This is a genomic window from Mesorhizobium sp. M0571, from assembly GCF_040320985.1.
In the GTDB taxonomy this organism is placed as follows: Bacteria; Pseudomonadota; Alphaproteobacteria; order Rhizobiales; family Rhizobiaceae; genus Mesorhizobium.
Genome location: NZ_JAMYQT010000017.1, coordinates 92,759 through 107,629, shown reverse-complemented (window position 1 = coordinate 107,629; position 14,871 = coordinate 92,759). Strand labels below are relative to the sequence as shown.

Annotated in this window: 14 protein-coding genes and 1 pseudogene; 6 read left to right on the top strand and 9 right to left on the bottom strand. The window is 62.9% G+C overall.

Annotation, left to right across the window (positions count from 1 at the left end):
• Positions 1 to 184 precede the first annotated feature (184 nt).
• Complete coding sequence (locus NKI85_RS20930; protein ID WP_352777726.1) at positions 185 to 802, bottom strand: DUF922 domain-containing Zn-dependent protease; 618 nt, start codon at positions 800 to 802, stop codon at positions 185 to 187.
• 96 nt (positions 803 to 898) lie between these two features.
• Here NKI85_RS20930 and folP point away from each other — a divergent pair, with 96 nt between their 5' ends.
• Genes folP through folK form a run of 3 tightly spaced genes read left to right on the top strand, consistent with a single transcriptional unit; the run spans position 899 to position 2,615 of the window.
• Complete coding sequence (folP, locus tag NKI85_RS20925) at positions 899 to 1,744, top strand: dihydropteroate synthase (protein ID WP_352523435.1); 846 nt, start codon at positions 899 to 901, stop codon at positions 1,742 to 1,744.
• 3 nt (positions 1,745 to 1,747) lie between these two features.
• Positions 1,748 to 2,107 (top strand): dihydroneopterin aldolase, encoded by a 360-nt coding sequence (gene folB / locus NKI85_RS20920; RefSeq protein ID WP_352523436.1) that lies wholly within the window; start codon positions 1,748 to 1,750, stop codon positions 2,105 to 2,107.
• Entirely contained in the window at positions 2,091 to 2,615 is a 525-nt protein-coding gene (folK, locus tag NKI85_RS20915) for a 2-amino-4-hydroxy-6-hydroxymethyldihydropteridine diphosphokinase (protein WP_352523438.1), read from the top strand. The genes folB and folK overlap by 17 nt, the downstream gene beginning before the upstream one ends.
• Before the next feature lie 24 nt (positions 2,616 to 2,639).
• Here the strand turns inward: folK and NKI85_RS20910 are convergent, their stop codons facing one another.
• From NKI85_RS20910 to NKI85_RS20885, 6 genes are all read right to left on the bottom strand, one after another.
• Positions 2,640 to 3,188, bottom strand: coding sequence for a DUF924 family protein (locus NKI85_RS20910; protein WP_352523847.1), 549 nt, complete (start codon positions 3,186 to 3,188; stop codon positions 2,640 to 2,642).
• Between the two features lie 20 nt (positions 3,189 to 3,208).
• Positions 3,209 to 5,044 carry a monovalent cation:proton antiporter-2 (CPA2) family protein gene (locus tag NKI85_RS20905; protein ID WP_352523440.1) on the bottom strand — a complete coding sequence of 612 codons (1,836 nt, stop codon included), beginning with the start codon at positions 5,042 to 5,044 and terminating at the stop codon, positions 3,209 to 3,211.
• Between the two features lie 259 nt (positions 5,045 to 5,303).
• Positions 5,304 to 5,858, bottom strand: coding sequence for a hypothetical protein (locus NKI85_RS20900; RefSeq protein ID WP_352523442.1), 555 nt, complete (start codon positions 5,856 to 5,858; stop codon positions 5,304 to 5,306).
• Between the two features lie 87 nt (positions 5,859 to 5,945).
• Entirely contained in the window at positions 5,946 to 7,040 is a 1,095-nt protein-coding gene (locus NKI85_RS20895) for a YcjF family protein (RefSeq protein ID WP_352523444.1), read from the bottom strand.
• The gene (locus NKI85_RS20890; RefSeq protein ID WP_352523445.1) at positions 7,037 to 8,515 is read right to left on the bottom strand and encodes a YcjX family GTP-binding protein; all 1,479 of its coding nucleotides are present in this window, start codon (positions 8,513 to 8,515) and stop codon (positions 7,037 to 7,039) included. Before NKI85_RS20890 ends, NKI85_RS20895 begins: the two co-directional genes overlap by 4 nt.
• A 64-nt stretch (positions 8,516 to 8,579) precedes the next feature.
• On the bottom strand, positions 8,580 to 9,083 hold the full coding sequence (locus NKI85_RS20885; RefSeq protein ID WP_352523447.1) for a SixA phosphatase family protein: 504 nt from the start codon (positions 9,081 to 9,083) through the stop codon (positions 8,580 to 8,582).
• A gap of 261 nt (positions 9,084 to 9,344) precedes the next feature.
• On the opposite strand from NKI85_RS20885, the gene dksA reads away from it, so the two are divergent.
• Positions 9,345 to 9,761: an RNA polymerase-binding protein DksA gene (gene dksA, locus NKI85_RS20880; protein WP_023717816.1), complete on the top strand. Its 417-nt coding sequence runs from the start codon at positions 9,345 to 9,347 to the stop codon at positions 9,759 to 9,761.
• An 84-nt stretch (positions 9,762 to 9,845) separates the two neighbouring features.
• Here dksA and NKI85_RS20875 read toward each other — a convergent pair whose 3' ends face one another.
• Complete coding sequence (locus NKI85_RS20875) at positions 9,846 to 10,637, bottom strand: hypothetical protein (protein ID WP_352777722.1); 792 nt, start codon at positions 10,635 to 10,637, stop codon at positions 9,846 to 9,848.
• 203 nt (positions 10,638 to 10,840) lie between these two features.
• Between NKI85_RS20875 and cckA the strand changes: the two genes are divergently transcribed.
• Together cckA and NKI85_RS20865 are read left to right on the top strand one after the other, a co-directional pair.
• Entirely contained in the window at positions 10,841 to 13,414 is a 2,574-nt protein-coding gene (cckA, locus tag NKI85_RS20870; RefSeq protein ID WP_352523450.1) for a cell cycle histidine kinase CckA, read from the top strand.
• 83 nt (positions 13,415 to 13,497) lie between these two features.
• Positions 13,498 to 14,207: pseudogene (locus NKI85_RS20865) on the top strand (purine-nucleoside phosphorylase).
• Positions 14,208 to 14,310: 103 nt separating this feature from the next.
• Here the strand turns inward: NKI85_RS20865 and NKI85_RS20860 are convergent.
• Positions 14,311 to 14,706 carry a hypothetical protein gene (locus tag NKI85_RS20860; protein ID WP_352523453.1) on the bottom strand — a complete coding sequence of 132 codons (396 nt, stop codon included), beginning with the start codon at positions 14,704 to 14,706 and terminating at the stop codon, positions 14,311 to 14,313.
• Positions 14,707 to 14,871: the final 165 nt, after the last annotated feature.

The following is a 14,871-nucleotide window of genomic DNA, read 5'->3' as shown; positions in this document are numbered from 1 at the left end:
GCTGGAGTGCGTCGAATGTGCAGATTGGACGTGTTCTCGTGCCTTGAGACTGAGCCTTGCGAACTTGACATATGTCGTTCGCTATAGGCCGATTTCGACAGGGGCTCGAAAGTTTTTCGAAGCTGGCACTATGCTTCGCCAAAATTGGCTTGTTCCAAATTGGCTTTGTCCGACGACGCAGAGTTCAGCCGGGAGCGAGCCGGCCGTTCTCGATGCGCTCGATGCGATAGTGCAAAAGCCGCAGGATACGGCTTTGGAAATTGACGCTTTCCACACGATCGAAGCGCATCTGGTCCTGGTCGTGCTTGGCAAGCATGGCCGCTGTGATTTTCGCGGCCTTGGCCTTGGCCAGTTCGCAGGTCTTTTCCGGGTAGCTCGCCTTCAAGGCGTCTTCGAGTTCGCGGCCATGGTTCTTGGCAATCTCGACGTGGCGTTCCTCATGGCGCTTGATGTCGGCGGATAACGTATCCCAGAACAGCCTGACGCCGGCATCGGCCTTGCGCGGGCGGCGCCATGAGGGAAGGATGACCTTGACCTTGACGGTGACGACGGCGTCAGCAATCCAGCACGAGCCCGGCTTTTCCGCATAACTGACGCGAGTGGTGAACGCCATCTGGGTGGCGCCTGGATGCCGCGACCCGGTGCTTTTCACCTGAGGCCCGAGTTTCGACAGCTGGGTCTCGATGTCGTCGAGCGTCCTGCCGCCGATCGGGAAATAACTATATGTCTTGACGAGAGTCGTAGCGCCGGCCGGGAGTGCGGTCAGAGCGAGCATCAGGGCGCAGAGGAGGGATCGTGTCATCGTGTTGCCTCTTTGCCCACCTTGCTTTACCGCCGTCTCCGGCGCAACGGAATTGATCCCCGGTCGTGGCGCGGGATCGAACATGGTTGATGGGCAATGATGACAGGGCGATGGCAACTGGCACATGGGCGCCATCTCGACCTTGGCGGCAAGGCCGTCGTCGTCGGCATCCTCAACGTCACGCCCGACAGTTTTTCCGACGGCGGGCTGTTCGATGCCCCGGAAAAAGCGGTGGCCCGGGCGCGCCGTATGGTGGAGGAGGGGGCCTCCGTCATTGATCTCGGCGGAGAATCGACACGTCCCGGCGCGACTGCGGTCTCCGCAGAGGAAGAACAGGCCCGCATATTGCCGATCATCGAGGCGCTCGCGAAATCTGGCGGAACGCTGATCTCGGTCGACACCTACCGGGAGGACACGGCCCGGCTTGCCGTCCAAGCCGGCGCGCATATCGTCAACGACGTCTGGGGCCTGCAGCGCGAACCGGGTATTGCCCGCATCGCGGCCGAAACCGGCGCCGGGCTTGTCATCATGCACACGGGACGGGATCGGCAGAAACTGCCCGACGTGATTGCCGATCAGCTTTTCTTCCTCAGGAAGTCGCTGGAAATCGCGCAGCGGAGCGGTGTTGCCGACGACCATATCGTGCTCGATCCGGGCTTCGGCTTCGCCAAGGAGACAGCTGCGGAAAACTTTGACCTGATGGCACGATTTTCCGAGCTTCATGCGCTGGGCTTTCCGCTGATGGCCGGCACATCGCGAAAGCGCTTTATCGGCACCGTCACCGACCGCGACGCGGCGGCAAGGGGTGCCGGAACCGCGGCCACCAGCGTCATCCTGAGGCTCAAAGGCGCGCATCTGTTTCGCGTCCACGATGTCGCAATCAACGTGGATGCGTTGGCCATTGCCGATGCTATGCTGGCACGTGAGACCGGGGAAAGCTGAGCCATGTATGTCATCCGAATGAAGAACTGCGCCTTCTTCGCCCGGCACGGCGTGCTGGACGAGGAGGAGACGCTCGGTCAGCGCTTTTATGTCGATGCCGCACTCACGGTGGATCCAGGGCGGGCGCTGGTCGACGATTCCATCGAAGACACCGTCAATTATGGCATTGCCTTTGCGGTGATCGAAAGGATCATTACCGGCGAGCGGCGCTTTCTGATCGAAGCGCTGGCGCTCGAAGTGGCGAGGGCGCTGACGGCACGGTTTCCGCAGATCAAAAAGGCCGAGATTACCGTGCGCAAGCCGAATGCCCCGGTGCCGGGTGTGCTCGATCATGTCGAGGTGACCGTTGTCTGGCCAGAATAATAATACCAGTAACACCGTCTATCTCAGCCTTGGTGGCAATCTCGGCGATCCGGCGAAGTCGATGGCCGCGGCGCTGGGCATTCTGGATGCCGACGAGAGTACGCGCGTCGTTGCCGTTTCGTCGCTCTACCGCACGCCGCCCTGGGGCAAGCTCGATCAGCCGGATTTCCTCAACGCTGCGGCCGAAATCTCGACCGTGCTCGCGCCGCGCGCCTTGCTCGAGCTTTGCCTTGATGTCGAGCGAAAACTGAAGCGGGTGCGCGAGGAGCGCTGGGGTCCACGCCTGATCGATATCGACATTCTCGTGTTCGGCGACCGCATCATCCACGAGACCGGACTGGAGGTGCCGCATCCGCGCATGCTGGAGCGCGCCTTCGTGCTGGCGCCGCTGGCAGAAATTGCGCCGGAGCTTGTGGTCGACGGCAAGAGCGTGTCGGAGCGACTGGCCGCCGTCGACACTTCGGGCATTGGACGGCTGCCGTCGGGCCGGGATTGGTGGACGGCCTGACGCTGCCGCCATCGGTGCCCGAACTCAGCCGGAAAACCCACCGCCGTCGAGGAACATCTGTTCGTCGGGTGTCGTCTCCCGGCCAAGCATCCTGTTTCGATGCGGAAAGCGGCCGAAGCGCTGGATGATATCGCGGTGCTCTACCGCATATTTCAGATAGGACGGGGCTTTGGCGGCGGTAAGCTCCATCGATTTGAGCTGGTCGGCAAGGTCCTCCGAATGCTCATAGGGCAAATAAAGAAAGACGCGGAGCTCTTCGTCGAGCGCCAGGTCATGACCGGCGGCAATCGCCTTCCCGGCGAAATGCCGCGCCAGCGGGTCCGTGGCGTACATGTGGCCGGTGCTGCGAAAGCAGTTTCGCGGAAACTGGTCGAGCAGGATCATCAGCGCCAGCGACCCTTCGGCGTGTTCGGACCAACCGTCGCATTCGCGCCGGGCGGCGGCGAAGTGCAGATCGAGAAACCGGGTGCGGAAGTCGGCATCAAAGGTGTCGCTCTTCTCGAACCATGCATCCTCCCCGGCGTCGCGCCAGAATCTGGTGACGGAGAGAGCGCGCTCGTCCAGTTCGTTCATCATTCGCGTCTTTCCAGGGGTTAGTCGGCCGGCTCGGATTTCTGCAGCACGCCGGCGGTCTCTTCATTGAGCGCCTGGCCCGCGCGCCGTGGTGTGCTGAGCGGCGTCGGGATGGGCGTGCCGATATTGCCTTTGAGAAAGCGCCGCCCGGCGCGGATGCCTTCGGCCTGCTGCAGTTCGAAACGGGCAGCATCGCGGCGACGGACGTCCTCGACGACCTCGGCGACCTCTTCGGGGTCGACGCCAAGAGCTTCCAGCGTCGAGCCGCCGAAGACAAGCGCCGATTCGAAAGTCTCGCGGAGCTGATAGTCGACGCCGGCACGAATGAGCTGTAAGGCGGTGCCGCGGTCGAAGGCCCGCGCCAGCACGGTCAGCAAGGGAAACTCCGCCTTGATCAGCTCCGCGATGCGCACGGCGGCATCGGGCTTGTCGACGCAGATCAGCACGGCGCGGGCCCGCCCGGCTCCCGCGGCACGCAGGATGTCCAGCCGCGTGCCGTCGCCATAATAGACCTTGAAGCCGAAATCGGCCGCCGCCTGGATCATTTCGACCTCATTGTCGATGATCGACACGTCGATCCCGCGCAACAAAAGCGGCTGGCTGGCGATCTGGCCGAACCGGCCAAAGCCGATGATCAGCACGCTGCCGGTCAGGCCGTTGGCGACATCGACGCCTTCGAGCGACTGCTCGTCGCGCGGCGTCAGATACCGCAGTGCTATGATTGCCAAAGGCGTCAGCACCATGGAAATGATGACGATGGCGGTCAGCATCGCATTGGCCTGGCCGTCGATGATGCCCACCGCCGCCGCTGCGGAATAGAGGACGAAGGCGAATTCGCCGCCCTGCGCCATGAAGACGGCGCGCTCGAGCGCTTCCCGATGGCCGGTTTTGAGGATGCGGGCAACGAGATAAATGCCGATCGCTTTCATCACCATGTAGGCAACGACATAGATGGCAATGAGCTGCCAGTTGACGACGACCACATGCAGGTCGAGTGACATGCCGACGGCGAGGAAGAACAGACCGAGCAGAATGCCGCGGAACGGTTCGATGTCGGCCTCCAGCTGGTGGCGGAAGGTCGATTCCGACAAAAGCACGCCGGCCAGGAAGGCGCCCATCGCCATCGACAGGCCGGAAAGCTGCATGGCAAGCGCCGATCCGAGCACGACCAGAAGGGCGGCTGCGGTCATCACCTCGCGGGCGCGCGCATCCGCCAGGATACGGAAGAACGGATTGAGCAGATAGCGCCCGGCAACCACCAGACCGACGATAGCGGCAAGGCCGATGCCGACCTCCGTCAACCGATCCGACAGGCTCATATCGGCGCCGCCCGGCGCAAGGAAGGCGATCAGCGCCAACAGCGGCACGATCGCGAGATCTTCCAAAAGCAGGATCGAGACGATGCGCTGGCCCTTGGGCGTGGCCAATTCGCCACGTTCTTCCAGCAACTGCATGACGATTGCGGTCGAGGTGAGCACGAAACCGGCGCCGGCAACGAAGGATTGTGCGATCGGAAAGCCTCCGGCCAGCCCGACGCCGGTCAGCAGAACCGCGCAGACGCCGACCTGCAGCGCGCCAAGCCCGAAAATCTCGCGGCGCATGCCCCATAGCCGTGACGGCTGCATCTCCAACCCGATGATGAACAGGAACATGACGACACCGAGTTCGGCGACATGAAGAATGGCTTCCGATTCGGAGAAGATGCGCAGCCCGAACGGGCCGATCACGACACCGGCCGCCAGATAGCCGAGAATGGAGCCTAGTCCCATGCGCCTGAAGATCGGCACCGCAACGACGCCGGCGGCAAGCAGCGCCACCACTTGGATCAGATCGCTGTTCGATGCCTCTGCCGCCATGCCTGCCGTTCCGCTCTCTTGGGAGTCAAGCGGCCAAGATAGGGGCTTCGGCGCGGATCGAACAGTGCGAATCCAGCGCATCGTGAAAGCGATATTGCAGGCGCACTGCACAGGATAGTGGGGCCTCCGGGGCGGCACGGTAGCGGCCGACGCCTGCAAGGCCTATGACGAGCTGATTGCCGCGATCAAGGGCTGAGCGCCCAGGTGCATGTCAAAGAGGGCGGCGCCGCTTGGCTGCCGCCTTTTTTATGCCGGAGGCTCAGTTCGGAGCGATGGAGCCAACTTCTACCGCATCGATCCGCTTCAACTTCATGCCGATGACCGGGACCAGTTGCTGGTCGACGCGCACGGCAACGGTCACCGTCATCGAATTGTCGTCGGGGACAAGCGCCTGCATCACGCCGCGCAACTGATTGCGATTGATGGTGAAAACCACCTTGTGCGCATCGACGACATTGCCACCGATAATGTCGAGGCCGGAGCCAGCGGCCCCGCCCATGAAGCTGCCCTTGTAACCCTGCCGGCCCTTGTGTTCGATCGTTGCCGACATCTGCTGGGTGAACATGCCGACCCGGCAGCCGCCGTCGAGCGACATGCCGACCTTGCCGTCAGGCGTCGAGCCGATGAAGCTGCAGGTGAATTTCGTGCCCTTGTATTTGCCGGCAACGATTTCTCCGGGGCCGACCCATTTGCCTTCGACCGATCGAAAGAACTGCTTGTCCGGTTCCGCCGCCGAAGCCTTTCCGGCGATGCCGACGATTGCGACAAGCGTGAGCGCCACGGGCAGCACGCTGGACAGAATAACGCTTTTCATCGACGACACCCGGCAACAAAGAGACTGGTTTGGACGCCTCCGACCATGAACAAGATTGGTTAATGCTTTGTCACCCGAAGGCGATAGTCACGTTCCGGAAGCGGATGTTTCTTTTTCTTTCTTTGCTGCAAAGGAGGTCAGCGCGGAGAGGAAATCGCCCAATCCTGGCCGCCTGACAGCGTTAAAGGGCAGGGGCCTTGCGGTTTCCATGGCGGCAATGCCGATGCGCGCGGTCATCATGCCGTTGACGACGCCTTCACCAAGCTTCGCCGACAGCCGGGCGGCGAGGCCGTGGCCGACGATCTGCTGGACGAAACTGTCGCCGACGGCGATCGACCCGGTGACCGCCAGATGGGCGAGAACGCTGCGCGCCAGGCGAAAGAAGCCAAGCGTGCCCGGGCGGCCGCCATAGAGCTCCGACAGGCGGCGAATCAGCCGGCCGGCTTCGAATACGACATAGGCGACGTCGACCAGCGCGCGTGGGCTGACCGCGGTTACCAGCGACACACGCTTCGCCGCATCGAGGATCATCACCTTCGCGCGGGCGTCGAGCGGGCCGAGGATCTCGGTCTCGGCCAGGCGCACCAGATTGCCGCCGTCGATGATCTCGCCGCGCAATTCGGCCAGCGAGCGCCTGCCGGCCGCTGTTTCGGGCTTGGCCGCGACAAAGGCCGACAACTCGTCGACCACGGCACGCGCGGCCTTCGGATCGTCGCGGGCAATCGCGTCGAGTGCCCGCTTCTGCAGCTTTTCGACCTCGGCGAGGCGGGCAATCGCCAGGAATTCGCGGACGAGGATGACCAGAAGCGCCAGGATGGCGATCGCGGCCATTCCGGCGGCCAGCCAGCCCAGCCATTCGGCGCGCTCGAACAGGTCGCGAATCAGCTGGTCGGTCCAGAGGCCGACGGCCAGCGAAACCAGAACGCCCAGCGCGCCGAAGAACAGGCTGCCAAGCAGCGAACGTTTTCGCGGCGCAATCGCCGGCGGCGGTTCGGCAGCGACGATATCAGGCTCGTCGAAGACGTCGATCTCCGCCGGTATGACCACGGCAAGATCCGCCTTCACGGTACGCGGCTTTCGCGCCGGCGCGGCCTCGGACGCGGCATGGCGAGACGTCGGATCTTCCTTCGGCAGGGGCTCCGGCTCGATGCGAAAGGCCGCCGGTCTGCGGGGTGCGCTCATGCGAGATGGTCTCCGATCAGGAACTGCAGCGCGCGGTCGAGCCTGATATGCGGCAGCGACAGCGTCACGCCTTCGGCCGTGCGTTCGAGTTTCGGCGGGCGAAAGCGCACGAAGCGGATCGCCGGGTCGTCATTGTTCTGCCGGTGCTTCGATTCGGAAACATCGAACACCGCATCAACTTTCTCCGGCAAATCACCGGGAAATATGGCCGTTTCGGTGTTCCCGTCAAAGGTTTCGCCATTGATTTTTTCGCCGCGCAATGGCGTGCCGATAATGATCGGCAAAGTCTCGCGGCCCTGCTTGACCGTGCCTTCCCGGGTCGCGCGCATGGCCGCCATGGCGACGACGTCGACGTCGGCGCCGGTGAAATTCGCCCGCGCCACGGCGCGGTCGGCAAGCCGCCGCACGATCGCCTGCAGCCGGTCGTGGCTTTCGTGGTGCAAATGGTCGGCCTTGGTCGCGGCCACCAATATGCGGTCGATGCGCCTCGAAAACAGGTCGGTCAGGAAGTTGCCACGGCCGGGACGGAAACAGGACAGGATTTCGGTGACCGCGCGTTCCAGATCGGCCATCGCGCCGGGGCCGGCATTCAACGCCTGTAAGGCGTCGATGAGCACGATCTGCCGGTCGAGACGCGTGATGTGTTCGCGAAAGAACGGTTTGACGACATGCGTCTTGTAAGCCTCATAGCGCCGCTCCATCATCGCCTGCAGCGATCCGGAGCGGGCGCGCCCGGCGCCGAGTTTCGGCAGCGGCGCGAAGGTCAGCGCCGGCGAGCCTTCAAGATCGCCGGGCATCAGGAAGCGGCCGGGCGGCAAGGTCGAAAGCGCCCGCTCGTCGAGCTTGCAGGCCTTGAGGTAGGCGGCGAAGCACTCGGCGAGGCGCCGCGCCGCCATCTCGTCGGCGTCGGCGTTCGGATCGACGGAGGCGGAGAGTGCCTGCCATTCCCGCGAAAGATCGACACGCACCGGCAACGCGGCCATCTCGAAGGCTTCGCGAGAAAAATCGGCGAAGGACTTGCCGAGCAGCGGCAGGTCGAGCAGCCATTCGCCGGGGTAGTCGACGATGTCGACCGACAATTTGCCGGCAGAAAACATGCGGCTCCAGCCCGAGGCCGCTTCGTATTCGATGGTGAGCCTCAGTTCGGAAATCGCACGCGTCGAATCCGGCCAGAGGCGGTCGTCGACAAGAGCCGCGATGTGATCCTCGTACTGGAAGCGTGGTACGGCGTCGTCCGGCTGCTCTTCGAGAAAAGCCCGGGCGATGCGCCCCGATTTTTGTGCCTCAAACAGCGGCAAGCGCCCGCCATGGACCAGATTGTGCACAAGGGCCGAGATGAACACCGTCTTGCCGGCGCGGGACAGCCCGGTCACGCCAAGACGCAGCGACGGAGTGAAAAGCCCGGCAGCGCGGCCTGACAACGTATCCAAGGCAATCTTCGCCTCGTCGGTGAAAGTCGTCAGCGATGATGCCAAAATCTGTTCTCGCGGGGCCGGTCAGGCTCCGATATAGGCTTTGATGCGCGGCTTTGAAATGGCCTCAGATATCGGCAGGCGTCAGGAAGGCTTCGAGATAGCCGGCGCCCGGCGCAGCCTCTTCAAGACTGCCTTTGAACCGGACCACCGCAAGAGCGGAGGTCGGGAAGCCGTGGTTCAGCATGGCCCGCGCGGTCTCGTCGCCATCGCCTGAGACCGCCATGGCGAGATCCTCAATCATCGGATTGTGGCCGATGACGAGCAGGGGGCCCAGCCCGCCATTCTGCCGGATGGTAGCCAGATACCCGGCGGCATCGTCACTGTAGAGCGTGTCAAAGAACAGCACCCGGCCCGTGTCCGCATAGCCCGCTAAGCTTTCCAGCGTCTGGCGCGCACGCCTGGCGCTGGAACAAAGGGTGAGGTCCGGTAGATAGTTGCGGGCGCGCATCAGCACGCCCATCGCTTCGGCATCGGCGAAGCCGGATGCATCGAGCGGGCGATCGAAGTCGCGGACGCCGGGCAGCGCCCAGCCGGCCTTTGCATGCCTCAGCAGGTAAAGTCTGGTCACGGAACCCCCGATATGTCGGGTACCGACCGGTCAAATGCGGCCGCTGGAATTAGCCATCAGAAGCGCTTCGCGCGCAATGCCGATGCCCGTCAAGCATAATGAATCATGCGCGAATTCGGGCGTGCCGTTCATGCGAATGATGTCGCCAATGTCGGTTTGTCCCACATAAACAAATGCGTGAAACTGTCGTCGATTGAGCTTGTGCAGTTTTCGGTCCGCGAATATATAGGCGCAAAAATTGGGGTTTGTTGGGTGAGTCGAATGAACGACATCGTTACCGCCGATTACGTACCCTCCGAAGACGAGCCGTTCATGAACGAGCGGCAGAAATCCTACTTTCGCCTGAAGCTCGTCACCTGGAAGAACGACATCTTGCGCGAAGCACGCGAAACTCTCGAAATCCTGCAGCAGGAAAACGCCAACCACCCCGACCTCGCCGATCGCGCCTCCTCGGAAACCGACCGCGCCATCGAACTTCGCGCCCGCGATCGCCAGCGAAAACTCATCTCGAAGATCGATTCCGCCCTCCAGCGCCTTGACGAAGGCACTTACGGCTATTGCGAGGAGACGGGCGAGCCGATCGCGCTGAAGCGGCTCGACGCGCGCCCGATCGCTACCTTGTCGATCGAGGCACAGGAGCGCCATGAGCGGCGCGAGAAGGTCTACCGCGACGACTGAGTCGGCGGGAAAAACAGCGGCATCGGTAAAGCGTTCAAAATGGCCGGTTTTCCGGCCATTTTTCATTGGCCGTTCGCTATCAGCCTATCTTTTCTGATTGGACAACTCGCCGAGGAGCTTCGTCATCTCGTCGTCGAGAGAGGGCGATGCCTTCGCCACTGGCTTGCTCGGCGTTTGGCTGAAGCGTGGCTCGTCGAGGGAAACCTCCAGCTCCTTCATCAGCGCATCGTCGATCGACTCATGCCGTGCCGGGGACGATTCATGTCTTGTCGCGGACTCGTGCCTTGCCGGAGGCTCGTATCTTGCCGGGGAGTCCTGTCTTGCCGGCGGCGGTGCATGTCGCGAGGCATTGGCGTTGACGGATCCATAACTTGGCAACGGTGTGACGTTCGATGCCGGTTTCGGCGCCGGTGCTGGCATTATTGCCGGGGTTGTCGCCGTCTGGCGGGCTCGGACGGGCGTTGCGGCTGCACTTGCCGGCTGCGGCGGCGCTTGCCTCACCGGCGCGGCTGTGGTCTGAGCCGACCTTGCTGCTGGCTGGTGGCTGTTGTCTCCGGTCAATGCCGGGCGGCGCAGCGCCGAGAGCCTGATGTCGCGCTCGACGACGACGTCGGTCGGGCCACCGATCAAGAGCAGGTGCTCGATATCGTCGCGGCGCACCAGCACCAGCCGCCGGTGACTGTCGACCGCTGTGGCGTCCATGACGGCCAGCCGCGTCTTGCGGTTCCTGCCGCCGGCGACGAATGTTCCGAATGTCAGGCTGCGGACCAGCTTGATGATGAGAAGAATGATGAGCAGAAGGACAAGTACTGCAAACGTCCACAGGATTGCTGCGGCATAACCAGGACCCGCCACGCCATCCAGCCATTGCAGCATTGGTTCCCCCAAAATCGGCTTTCGAAGAGAGGCGACACTAGACTGTTGCGGCAGGCCACCGCAAGTTGCCTTTCACGCTTCGTGAACAGCTTGAAACACCGGGAGCCGAACGGCGTCATTTTTAGCGGACATTTGCCGCCGGGCCTTTTCCCGACCCTGAGAATATGATTCAACCGACACCGGAATTCACGAGCAGGGGGCACATGGCCAAGGAAGCGCGCGGCGATTTCTATCCGGTACCTATCGTCGACCAGAACACGCGACCGGGCGCGGTCACCCGGCTCATCGTCTTCATCGTCGTCCTGACAGGGGCAGCGATCGTCTTCGGCCTTTTCCGCGAGCGACTTGGCGATCCATTCCTGCTCGGCATGCTTGGCGTGCTGGCGATGATCGGCGTCGGCTTTCTGTTCGCCACTGCGATCGGCTTCGTGCACATCACGCCGCGCTCGACAAGCGACGAACTGTCGAAAGCTTTCGTCGATTCGATGTCGCAAGGTCTCCTGGTCACCGACACCAAAGGCCGCATCATCTACGCCAACCGGACCTATGCCGACATGACGGGCGCCGAGTCGGCGGCCGCCCTCAAGACGGTCGAAGGTTTGCTTTCAGACGTTCCCGAGGCCTCGGTGACCATATACCGGCTGGCGTCGGGCCTGCGCGACGGCCAGCCGGGCGACGGCGAGTTTCGGCTGGCCCAGTCCATTCGGCCAGGCGCCGAACCGGGCGCGCGCTGGTACCGCGTTCGTGCCCGCGCGTTCAGCGTTCCCGGCCAGCGGCTGCCCATGCTTGCCTGGCAGCTTGCCGATATCTCGCAGGAACGGGCCGAGCAGGAGCGGTTCTTTCTCGACCTGCAAAAGGCCATCGATCACCTCGACCATGCGCCGGCCGGTTTCTTTTCCGCTGACCAGGAAGGCCGCGTCACCTATATCAACGCGACCCTTGCGGAGTGGCTGGGCATCGACCTGGCCAGCTTCACCCCCGGCGCCATCAAGCTGCCGGAGATCGTCGCCGGCGACGGCATGGCGCTGGTCCGTTCGGTCAAGGCCGACGCGGGTACCACGCGCAATGCCGTTATCGATCTCGATCTGACGACGATGACCGGCGAGGCGCTGCCGGTGCGCTTCATGCATCGTGTTTCGGCCAGCCGAGAGGGCCTCAACGGCCCGACTCGCACCATCGTGCTCAACCGGACGCAAGGCGAGGATGCTTCGGCCGACCTCCGCGCCTCGGAAATACGCTTCACGCGGTTCTTCAATTCGACGCCAATGGCGATAGCCGGCGTCGACCATGCCGGGCGCATCCTGCGCACCAATGCGCCGTTCCTGTCGCTGTTTTCCTCGGTCGTCGACCGCGACGCGGTCGATCGGCGTGTGCGGCTGGATACGGTGATCCACGAGCGCGACCGGCCGGCTTTCGCCGCGGCATTCGAAAAGGCACGCCAGCAACAGGCTGACATCGAACCGATCGATACGGTGCTGCCCGGCAATGAGGAGCGCCACATACGCTTCTACGTCAATGCAGTAGCAGACGGTACCGGCGGCGAGGGTGCCGAGGAATCGGCCATCGTCTATGCCGTCGAGACCACCGAGCAAAAGGCCCTCGAGGGCCAGATGGCGCAGAGCCAGAAGATGCAGGCGGTGGGCCAGCTCGCCGGCGGCATCGCGCACGACTTCAACAATGTGCTGACCGCCATCATCATGGCCTCGGACCTGCTTTTGACCAATCACCGGCCGTCCGATCCGTCGTTCCCGGACATCATGAACATCAAGCAGAATGCCAACCGGGCGGCCTCGTTGGTGCGGCAGTTGCTGGCCTTCTCGCGCAAGCAGACGTTGCGGCCGGAGGTGCTCAACCTGACCGACGTGCTCGCCGATCTAAGGATGCTGCTTGCCCGCCTGGTCGGTAACGACATCAAGCTCAAGATCGACCATGGCCGCGACCTGTGGCCGGTCAGGGTCGATATCGGGCAGTTCGAGCAAGTGGTGGTCAATCTGGCGGTCAATGCGCGCGATGCGATGCCGGCCGGCGGTGACCTCACCGTGCGCACCCGCAACGTCAGCGCCGGGGAATGCAAGACCTTTTCCTATCGCGAACTTACTCCGGCCGACTATGTGCTGGTCGAGGTCGAGGACAGCGGCAGCGGTATCGCGCCTGATGTGCTGAAAAAGATCTTCGAGCCCTTCTTCACGACAAAGGAGGTTGGCAAGGGAACTGGCCTTGGCCTGTCCATGGTCTATGGCATCATCAAGCAGACAGGCGGCTTCATCTTCTGCGATTCCGAAGTCGGCAAGGGATCCGTGTTCCGCATCTTCCTGCCGCGGCACATTGCGGAGGCGAGAAAGGCGGGCGAGGCCGGAGAAGTGCCGGCCGCACCTGCCAAGATCGCCGACTCAGCCAAGGATCTGTCGGGCTCGGCCACGGTGCTGCTGGTCGAAGACGAGGACGCCGTGCGCATGGGCGGCATGCGGGCGCTGAAATCGCGCGGCTATACCGTCCACGAGGCGTCCTCGGGCGTCGAGGCGCTTGAAGTCTACGAAGCGCTCGGCGGCAAGGTCGACATCGTCGTCTCCGATGTAGTGATGCCGGAAATGGACGGCCCGACGCTGCTTGGCGAATTGCGCAAACGGCAGCCCGACATCAAGTTCATCTTCGTGTCCGGCTATGCGGAAGACGCGTTCGCCAAGAACTTGCCGGCGGACGCGCATTTCGGCTTCTTGCCGAAGCCGTTTTCGCTCAAGCAATTGGCCACAATCGTAAAGGACATGCTGGAATCCTGACTCTTCCAATGCTCCGCTTGCGCAATGTCGTGAGACTGCCATGATTGCAGGCGAAACGGGCGACGGGTTTTGGAAAGCATGCCGTGACGCCACACAACGAGGCAAGCAAGGGCGAGTACGCAAGCACGGTGCTGCTGCCGGGCGATCCGCAGCGCGCTGAATGGATGGCACAGACTTTTCTGGAGGCGCCGCGCTGCGTCAACCGCCGCCGCGGCGCGCTTGGTTTTACCGGCCTGTTTCGCGGCAAGCCTGTCAGCATTCAGTCCACCGGCATCGGCGTCCCGTCATTCCTGGTCTACGTGCATGAGCTGCTGGATTTCTATGGTGCGAAACACTGATCCGTACCGGCACATGCGGTGGGCTGACCGCCGAGCTGGTGCTGCGCAGCCTGGTGATCGCGCAATCGGTGCGCGCTGAAAGCTCAGAAAGCGGCCAGAGTTTCGGGCTCTACCGTGCCGATGCCGGCCCCGATCCGGCATTGTTGGCTCAGGCGTTGGCCCGGGCCGCCGAGCTCGGCATCGATCATCGGGCCGGGCTGACCATCTGCAGCGATATTTTCTATCATCCGCAGGGGCGCGAGCGCTTCGCCGAAGCACAGGCACAGGGCGCGCTCGCCGTGGACATGGAAACCAGCGCGCTCTACCGCATTGCGGCCGATTTCGACGCCCGGGCGCTGTCGATCCTGACCGTCGTCGACAATGTGGCAACCGGCGAGCAGACCGACTATTCCGAACGCCAGGGGCTTTTCACCGATATGACGCGGCTGGCGCTCGACGTGGCGGCGGAGAGCTAGGCGGCTTTCTGCTTCGGCGCGATTTGCTTTTCGACTTTGGGCGAGGGCCACACAAATTAGAGCTGCCTTCCGGCGCGGAACCTTGCCGGGTTCGGCAATTTTTTCAGCGCCTCGTGCAGGTCGAGGCAGTAAAGGCTCCGTCCGACTGCTTCATGATGACATCGAAGGACGGGGTGGTTTCGCCGTCCAGCGTCGCTTGCGTGAGCGAGATCGAGTTGCCGCCGCTGGTGTAGCCGCCTAGTGGACCCAGCCAGGTGATCACCCCGTCTGCGTCCATCTGGTAGTTATGGCTCGGCGGGGCGGCGCCGAAGCTCACCGGACCGCTATAGACGTTTCCCTTGATGGTGATGTCGCCGAGGCTGAGAAACATGCCAAGCAAATAGACCTCGCAATGATAGGTGCCGTCCGGCAGCTTGCCGTCGCTGAAGTTGGCGCGCGCCGCGGTCGTCGTCGCCAGCAGAAGCATGGTGGTGAAAATGCAAGAAGTTCTGAAGGCCATGGCGTCGCTCGTTTGAGAGGCGAACTTGCCCCAGTTCGCTGCGGCGCCGCAATCCTTCGCCGGCGCTCATGTGATGTTGCCTAAAAACAAGTCATCTGTTGGCATATGAGTAAAACTTAGGCTGACGCGGGTGGTCGTTTCTCATTCAAAACCTGGTGAGCGGTG

Bases quoted from the DNA above. Each gene is read 5' to 3' on its own strand.
- NKI85_RS20895 (WP_352523444.1), bottom strand. From the start codon at position 7,040: ATGAGCGCACCCCGCAGACCGGCGGCCTTTCGCATCGAGCCGGAGCCC.
- NKI85_RS20910 (WP_352523847.1), bottom strand. From the start codon at position 3,188: ATGAACGAACTGGACGAGCGCGCTCTCTCCGTCACCAGATTCTGGCGC.
- NKI85_RS20900 (WP_352523442.1), bottom strand. From the start codon at position 5,858: ATGAAAAGCGTTATTCTGTCCAGCGTGCTGCCCGTGGCGCTCACGCTT.
- NKI85_RS20860 (WP_352523453.1), bottom strand. From the start codon at position 14,706: ATGGCCTTCAGAACTTCTTGCATTTTCACCACCATGCTTCTGCTGGCG.
- folP (WP_352523435.1), top strand. From the start codon at position 899: ATGATGACAGGGCGATGGCAACTGGCACATGGGCGCCATCTCGACCTT.
- cckA (WP_352523450.1), top strand. From the start codon at position 10,841: ATGGCCAAGGAAGCGCGCGGCGATTTCTATCCGGTACCTATCGTCGAC.
- NKI85_RS20875 (WP_352777722.1), bottom strand. From the start codon at position 10,637: ATGCTGCAATGGCTGGATGGCGTGGCGGGTCCTGGTTATGCCGCAGCA.
- folB (WP_352523436.1), top strand. From the start codon at position 1,748: ATGTATGTCATCCGAATGAAGAACTGCGCCTTCTTCGCCCGGCACGGC.
- NKI85_RS20930 (WP_352777726.1), bottom strand. From the start codon at position 802: ATGACACGATCCCTCCTCTGCGCCCTGATGCTCGCTCTGACCGCACTC.
- dksA (WP_023717816.1), top strand. From the start codon at position 9,345: ATGAACGACATCGTTACCGCCGATTACGTACCCTCCGAAGACGAGCCG.
- NKI85_RS20905 (WP_352523440.1), bottom strand. From the start codon at position 5,044: ATGGCGGCAGAGGCATCGAACAGCGATCTGATCCAAGTGGTGGCGCTG.